Source organism: Spiroplasma sp. Moj (assembly GCF_016082285.1).
Lineage (GTDB): Bacteria > Bacillota_I > Bacilli_A > Mycoplasmatales > Mycoplasmataceae > Spiroplasma > Spiroplasma phoeniceum.
In genome coordinates, this window is record NZ_MQTY02000038.1 from 1 (window position 1) to 8,607 (window position 8,607).

Below are 8,607 nucleotides of genomic sequence, written 5' to 3' on the forward strand. Positions count from 1 at the left end.
CACCAACTGAAGCTGTGTTAAAATTTTTAAAAGACTAACTGGTCTAAAATGTATATGGTACCTCACATATTCTCAATATTCCCAAGAAAAAAAGACCTAATGGTCTTTTTAGTATTCTTCAGCTTTTGCTGCAATTCCAGCCGTAATAATATCTTTGGGATTTTTTAATCCTGTTCCCGCCGGAATTAAATGTCCTAACATAATGTTTTCTTTTAAACCTTCTAAACAATCAACTTTGCCTTTAATAATCGCCTTAACCAATACTCGTGTTGTATCTTGGAATGACGCTGATGATAAGAATGACTCAGATTCTAATGGTGCTTTTTTAATTCCAAAAATAACATGTTTTGCTGTTGGCGGTTTTTTCATTGAACGAACAGCATTAATTGTTTCATTACGATAGCGTTTAATTGTTACAATTTCTCCTGGTAATAATTCAGTATCACCAGCATCAATAATTTTAACTTTATTTAACATTTGTTTAATAATAATTTCAATATATTTATCAGAAATTTCAATTCCTTGTAAACGATAAACTCGTTGTACTTCTTTTAAAATATAATTATGAACATCTTCAATTTTGGCAACTTCTAATAATTCTTTAATATTAATTGAACCTTCCGTCAATTTTTGACCACGAGCAACTTTGTCACCAATTTTAACTCTTAAAACAGCATTATATTGCGTTTTATATTTTCGTTCATCACTATCTGATTTAACATAAATGGTATGAATTCCACCTTCATCACGAATATCACTAATTTTTCCATCAATTTCAGAAATAACAGCAATTGATCCTTTTGGTGTGGTTACATCTAATAATTCTTTAATCCGTGGTAACCCTTGGGTAATATCAGCTCCCCCAGCAACACCACCAGTATGGAATGTTCGCATTGTTAACTGTGTTCCTGGTTCTCCAATTGATTGCGCAGCAATTGTTCCAACTGCCTCACCAATTTCAACTTCCATTCCTGTAGCAAGGTTTTTCCCATAACAACGTTGGCAAACACCTTTTTCTGCTTCACAAGTTAAAACAGAACGGATAATAACTTCCTTAATATCATTATCAACAATTTTTCGACTATCTTCTTCAGTCAATAATGTATTAGCAGCAATAACTTCACCATTTTTTAATTTAATATCTTTTAAATTATAGCGACCAACTAAACGGTCAAATAATGGCACAATAATGTTAGCATGTTTTTGCTCAATAATATCTGATACAACAAAACCACGACGAGCATTACAATCTTTCACTGTAATAATAATTTCTTGTGAAACATCAACTAATCGTCTTGTTAAATATCCTGAGTCAGCTGTTTTTAAAGCAACATCAGCCATCCCTTTTCGTGCTCCATGGGTTGAAATAAAGAATTCTGACACTGTTAAACCTTCACGGAACGAAGACTTAATTGGTAATTCAATAATGTCTCCTTTTGGATTATTCATTAACCCCCGCATCCCAACTAATTGGGTAAAGTTTGAAACATTTCCCCGTGCTCCTGAATCCGCCATCATAAAGATTGGATTTTTTGGGTCTTCACGTAAAACATGTTCTAATTCAGTTTGAATGTTATCTTTAACTTTTGATCATACACTAATAATGCGGTGTTGTTTTTCACGACTGGTCAACATTCCCATTTTAAAGTAATCATTAATTTCTTTTACCTTTTGATCTGCCGCTTTAAATTCTTCTTGTTTTTTATCATAAACTTTAACATCGCCTGCTGATACTGTTACTCCTGATTTCCCTGAATATTTGAAACCAAGATTTTTCATGTTATCTAACATTTCAGCAGTCTTATTAGCTCCATATTGTTTAAAGTAGCGATCAATAATATTTGATAAATCTTTTTTCTTAAATGGTGGATTAACTTTTCAACTCGCTAAATATTCAACTAAATTAACATTGTCTTTAATTAATGAGCGAGCAGGTAATGCTGTTAAATTTTCAACATTCGGTTCATTTAAGTATGGAAACTCTTCTTTAAAAATTTGATTAAAAATAATTTTTCCTGGGGTTGTAATAATATAATCTTTCATTTGTTCGGGTTTAAATTTTTTATTTACAAAACCAACAACAGGAATAGCAACTAAAGCATGTAAAGCGACAGCTCCAGTTTCATATGCAATAACAGCTTCATTTAAATCTTTAAAGATTATTCCTTCCCCTAATTGTCCTTTTTCTTCATATGTTAAATAATAATTCCCTAACACCATATCTTGGGTTGGTGTAACAATTGGTTTACCATCTTTTGGTCCTAAAATATTTCGACTTCCTAATATTAAACTTCGTGCTTCAGCAACTGCTTCTTCTGTAATTGGGACATGAACCGCCATTTGGTCACCATCAAAGTCAGCATTAAAAGCAGTTGTTACTAATGGATGTAATCTAATTGCTTTTCCTTTGACTAATTTTGGTTCAAATGCTTGAATTCCTAATCGGTGTAACGTTGGCGCACGGTTTAATAACACTGGACGAGTCTTAATAACTTCTTCTAAAACTTCTCATACTTTATCATCTTGATTTAAAATTAATTTTTCCGCAACTTTAATATTTGCTGCTAAACCATCTTTAACTAATTTGCTAATAACAAATGGTTTAAATAATGTAATGGCCATATCACGTGGCAACCCACATTGATACATTTTTAAGTCAGGTCCAATTGCAATAACTGACCGTCCTGAATAGTCAACTCGTTTTCCTAATAAGTTTTGACGGAAACGACCTTGTTTTCCTTTTAAAATACTTGTTAATGATTTTAATGGTCGTTTATCTTTTCCCGTTACTGGTCGTGCCTTACGTTCATTATCTAATAAAGCATCAACAGCTTCTTGTAGCATCCTTTTTTCATTATTAACAATAACACTTGGTGCTCCCATTGCTTTAACTTTTTTTAATCGTTCATTTCGAATAATAATTCGACGATATAAATCATTAATTTCTGATGTTGTAAAACGACCACCATCTAGTTGAATAATTGGACGAATATCTGGTGGAATGACTGGCACTGCTCGTAAAATCATTCATTCTGGTCGTGAACCTGATTTTTTTAATGAATCTAAAACTTCTAAACGTTTCATTAATTTATTTTGATCTAATTGTGTTTTTTTATCTTTTAAATCTTGCTTAATTTTTTCAATTTCATCATCAATGTTTAGATTTTTTAATAATACTTCAACAACTTCTGCTCCAATTCCAAATCGTGCATTAGTATGACGATTAATGAACTGAGCACATTCATCCATTGAAAATGGCAATGAAGTATTTTTTAAATCTTCAATCATTGTTTCTCCCACTTCATAAGCAATTGTGTTAGGTTCTAGTGTATCTAAAATTTCACGCAATGTCTTTGTTAATCGTTGACGTGTTTGTGCTGATGTTTTAGCATTTCCTAAATCTAATACCATTTTTTGTTTCAATGATTTTGCATCACCAGCATCTAATACAATATATGAAACAAAGTAAACAACTTCTTCAAGTTCTTTTGTTTTCATATCTAAAATTAAAGCAATTCGACTAGGTGCTGCTTTTAACATTCAAATATGTGTTACTGGTTCTTCTAATTCAATATGTCCCATTCGTTCACGACGAACAATCGCTTCAGTAATTTCTACTCCACAACGTTCACAAATTTTTCCCTTATTTTTTGATTTTTTGTACTTCCCACAAGCACATTCAAAATTTTTGGTTGGACCAAAAATCTTTTCATCAAATAATCCATCGCGTTCTGGTTTTAATGTTTTATAATTAATTGTTTCTGGTTTTTTTACTTCCCCATATGATCAACTACGAATATCATCATGGTTTGCTAAGCCGATTTTAATCATACGATTATTTTTTTCATTATTTTCAATCATTTTTTCTTCCCCCTTAATCTAATTCATCTTGATCATTAATTTCATCAAGTTCATCATCAATGTCATCTAACTCATCATTGTCTAAATTATCTACCAAGTCAAAACTATCTTCAACTTTAACAAATTCATCTAAATTATCATTTTTTTGTGGCTCAAGATTAGTACTTAAAATAAAGTTATCAATATCAAATTCATCTTCAAATTCATCACTATCTGTTAATAAGTCTTCATCAACATAATCTGTCTCATCATAACTCTTAATATTCTTAATGTTTCCTTTTTCGTCAATCATATGAATATTAAATCCTAACCCTTGAATTTCACGAGTTAGCACATTAAATGATTCTGGGATTCCTGGTTCTGGAATCTTTTTATCTTTCACAATTGATTCATAAGCACGTGTTCTTCCTTTAATATCATCAGACTTAATTGTTAAAATTTCGCGTAATGTATGAGCTGCACCATAAGCTTCTAACGCTCATACTTCCATTTCTCCAAAACGTTGTCCCCCATTTTGGGCTTTTCCTCCTAATGGTTGTTGTGTAATTAATGAATATGGCCCAACATTTCTTGCATGTAATTTATCATCAACCATGTGTGATAATTTCAACATATACATTACTCCTACCGAAACTGGATTATCAAATTTTTCACCTGTTCGACCGTCAATTAAAACTTCTTTCCCAAAGTTTTTCATTCCTGCTTTATCCATAATTTCAATTAATTCTTCATTTGTTATTCCATCAAAAACAGGAGTTGAAATTTTTTGTCCCAACTTTTTCGCTGCCATTCCCAAATGAATTTCTAACACCTGTCCAATATTCATCCGTGATGGTACCCCTAATGGATTTAACATAATATCAATTGGTGTTCCATCTTCCATATGTGGCATATCTTCCAACGGTAAAATTTTCGAAATAACCCCTTTGTTCCCATGGCGACCAGCCATTTTATCTCCTTCTTGGATTTTTCGTTTTTGAACAATATAAACTTTAATAACTTCTAAAACATCAGCTGATAATTCATATTTTTCTCGTGGAAAGCGTTTAATTGCTTGGATAATTCCTTCACCACCATTTGGAACTCGTAATGAATTATCTTTAACATTTTTTGATTTTTCACCAAAAATTGCTTGTAATAATTTATCTTCTGGTGATAATTGGGTTTGTCCTTTTGGTGTTACTTTTCCAACTAAAATATCACCTGGTTTAACTTCTGTCCCAATAATAACTAATCCATCATCATCTAAAAATTTTCGTGCATTTTCAGAAATATTCGGAATCTCACGAGTAATCTCTTCTGGACCTTGTTTTGTTTGACGACGTTCAATTGTATATTCTTCAATATGAATTGATGTAAAAACATCTTCGGATACTAACCGTTCTGAAACAATAATTGCATCTTCATAGTTGTAACCATTTCATGTTGTAAAAGCAACTACTACATTTTGTCCTAATGCTAGTTCTTCTTTATCAATTGATGGTCCATCAGCTAAAATTTGTCCTTTTTCAATTTTTTGTCCTTGACGCACTAATGGGACATGAGTTAATGATGTTCCTTGGTTACTACGAACAAAAGTGTCTAAATTATAATTTTTTAACCCTTCTTTTGTTTTTAAAACAATTCTTGTTGCATCAACAAAATCAACAGTTCCATCATATTGTGAAACAATTGCTAATCCCGAGTCACGAGCAGCAGCATATTCAACTCCTGTTCCTACATATGGTGAATTTGGCGCAATTAAAGGAATTGCTTGTCGTTGCATATTAGCACCCATTAAAGCACGATTGGCATCATCATTTTCTAAAAATGGAATACAACTTGTTGCAATTGAAACAATTTGTTTTGGTGAAACATCAACATAGTCAACATCGTTTCGTCCAGCAATAATATTTTCTCCTTGGAAACGTGCAACCACCTGTTCATCTAAAATTTCACCCTTATCACTTAAACGAATATTAGCTTGTGCAACAACATAATTTTTTTCTTCATCAGCTGTTAAATAATCATTTTCCATTGTAACTTTGCAACCAATAACACGACGATATGGTGTTTCAATAAATCCATATGAATTAATTTTGGCATATGTTGCTAAGTTATTAATTAACCCAATATTAGGCCCTTCTGGGGTCTCAATTGGACAAATACGACCATAATGTGAGTAATGAACATCTCGGACCTCTAACCCAGCACGTTCTCTTGATAATCCTCCTGGTCCTAGGGCTGTTAATCGACGTTTATTTGTTAATTCAGCTAAAGGATTTGTCTGATCCATAAATTGTGATAATTGTGATAAATTGAAAAATTCACCAATAATTGCTGATAATGGCTTATTATTAATAATATTTGAAGGTTTCATTTTAAATAAATTTGAAGTTGACATTTTTTCTTTAACATTTTTTTCAATTCTTAGTAAACCAATTCGAAATTGATTTTGTAATAATTCCCCAATTGTTCGAACACGACGATTTCCTAAGTGGTCAATATCATCAACTTCCCCAATTCCATCTGTTAAATTTAATAAATATGAAAATGTCGCCAAAACATCAGACACTGTTACATATTCATCAATTGCATTAGGATCAATTCCAATAATATTCGCTACACGTGAACAAACTTCATTATCAACATACACTTTAATTTTTTGGATTTTATTAGAACAAATAATTTCATCACTAAATTTAACTTCTTGTAAACAAGCTCCTGCTTTTAAAATTCCTTTTAACTTGTTAATAGCTTCTTTATCAATTAACGTTCCCTCGGTAAAAACAACTTTACCATTTACATCTTTAATGTCTTCAGCTAATATTTTGTTATAAATTCGATTTTCAACTGATAATTTTTGAATTAATTTAAAACGTCCTGCTTTGGTTAAATCATACTTACGTTTATCAAATAATAATCCATATAAATATTTTGTCGCACCATCTGGAGTTGCTGTTTCTCCTGAACGAATTTTTTTATAAATTTCTTGAACAGCAATACTTTGGTCATATGAAATATCACCTGTGTATGGATCTAATTCATATGTGCTTTTTACTAATTTATTATAACCAAAAATTTCTAGAGCATCTTCTTTAATAATTCCTAACGCCGTTAAGAAATTAGCAACCGATACTTTTCTAGATTTATCTATTTTTACATAAAAAACATTCTCAAATTTTTCTTCTTTTCCAACTTTAATTTTTTTATGATCTGATTCAAACTCTAACCATGTCCCTCGTGATGGAATTAAATCAACATAGTAAACATTTTCTCCATTTTTACGATTTAAATCAATTTTATAATATGCTCCTGGTGAACGAACTAATTGTGAAACAACGACTTTTTCTGAACCATTAACAATAAAAGTTCCTTTTCCTGTCATTAGTGGAAAATCACCAAAAAAGACTTCGCCTTCTTTTTCAATTGTAATATCAATAATTAGTTTATCATCTAATCTTTCTTTAATTGTTACTGTACATGTTGCTGTTTCATCGCCAGAATGAATATCATAATAAATAACATCAGTTGATTTTTTTAAAATTGTAATCATATGCCCAACACGTTCTTCAATTCACGCTTTAATTAATTCGGGTTCTCCCTTAAAAATTGCTTTTTCAACTTCTAAATCTTTTGAATTAATTGTTAATTTTAAATTTGAATAAATTGGTGCTTCAAAGATTTTTGACTCATCTTTTGCTTGAGAAATTGTTCTTCGTGGCTCTCTAAATTCTCAATCTAACATCTCTAAAACGATATTTCCTTCATGTCCAACAATCGGAAATACCTCCCCGAACACTTCGCTAATCCCTGTTTTCTTGAATCAATCATATGTTTCAGTTTGAATTTCAATTAAGTTTGGTAATTCTAAATTCCCACTTACTTTTGTGTAATCAATTCTTTTAGCGTAATGCCCAAATTCTTTTTCTTTTAATGCCATTAATTATTAACCTCACTTTTCACAATATACGCTTATAAATTTTATATTGGTTTGACACAAAAGTCAATTTTTTTTATTAAAAATTAAAAAAAGCATCAACTGCTTTTTTCCTTATATTAATTCTTACTTATGACGATCACAAATAAAAATTTCATAATCAACTGTACCAACCATTGCTTCTTTCATTTTTCCAAATAAGACTCCAGCAGCTCCGCCACCAATACCTTGTTTTTCTTGTTCGGCAATACATTTAAAACATTTTGGATTAAAATTCGTCATTGCTTAAGACCTCCTTATATATTATTTTAATTTTACTAAAAAATAATAAAGTTGTAAAACTAAATTACTTATCAATTAAAATTCATGCTCATCATCCATGGTTAACATCAATATCGCCACCATTTGAACCGTAGACTGCATAGAAAATTGAATTTATTCGATTTAAACCAAATGTAAATGCTAAACAAAATGAACCTCAATAATAATTGAAGACAATTCGATTTCGAACGGTTTCATAATTATTATTATTATTATTATTATTATTTCCAACTCAAACGGCTTTATCTTTGACCAAATTATAAGCATTAAATAACTTAAGATCAGGTAAATTCTCTACATTTGAACTTTGTTTAAAATTACTTAATAATTCTTTAAAAATTGCATTAGCACTCTGCGTATTTCTTTTAAATTTATTAGACTTCTTGCATAACCTATTAAAATAATTGTAAATATTTTTAAAAAGATACTAATAGCAAATTATAATTTTAATTAATTATGTCTTTTATTTAAAAATTTAATATTTTCCTACAACGAAAAATGACTTT

Annotated in this window: 4 protein-coding genes; all 4 read right to left on the reverse strand. The window is 30.5% G+C overall.

What is annotated here, in order from left to right; all coding sequences use genetic code 4:
• Positions 1–108 precede the first annotated feature (108 nt).
• The 4 genes from rpoC to BST80_RS02720 all read right to left on the reverse strand — a co-directional run bounded on the left by rpoC (position 109) and on the right by BST80_RS02720 (position 8,357).
• Complete coding sequence (gene rpoC, locus BST80_RS02705) at positions 109–3,861, reverse strand: DNA-directed RNA polymerase subunit beta' (RefSeq protein WP_415745856.1); 3,753 nt, start codon at positions 3,859–3,861, stop codon at positions 109–111.
• Between the two features lie 13 nt (positions 3,862–3,874).
• Positions 3,875–7,783, reverse strand: a complete 3,909-nt coding sequence (locus BST80_RS02710; protein WP_415745857.1) for a DNA-directed RNA polymerase subunit beta — start codon at positions 7,781–7,783, stop codon at positions 3,875–3,877.
• A 123-nt stretch (positions 7,784–7,906) separates the two neighbouring features.
• Positions 7,907–8,062 carry a hypothetical protein gene (locus tag BST80_RS02715; RefSeq protein ID WP_415745858.1) on the reverse strand — a complete coding sequence of 52 codons (156 nt, stop codon included), beginning with the start codon at positions 8,060–8,062 and terminating at the stop codon, positions 7,907–7,909.
• A gap of 64 nt (positions 8,063–8,126) precedes the next feature.
• Positions 8,127–8,357 carry a hypothetical protein gene (locus BST80_RS02720; protein WP_415745859.1) on the reverse strand — a complete coding sequence of 77 codons (231 nt, stop codon included), beginning with the start codon at positions 8,355–8,357 and terminating at the stop codon, positions 8,127–8,129.
• Positions 8,358–8,607 lie beyond the last annotated feature (250 nt).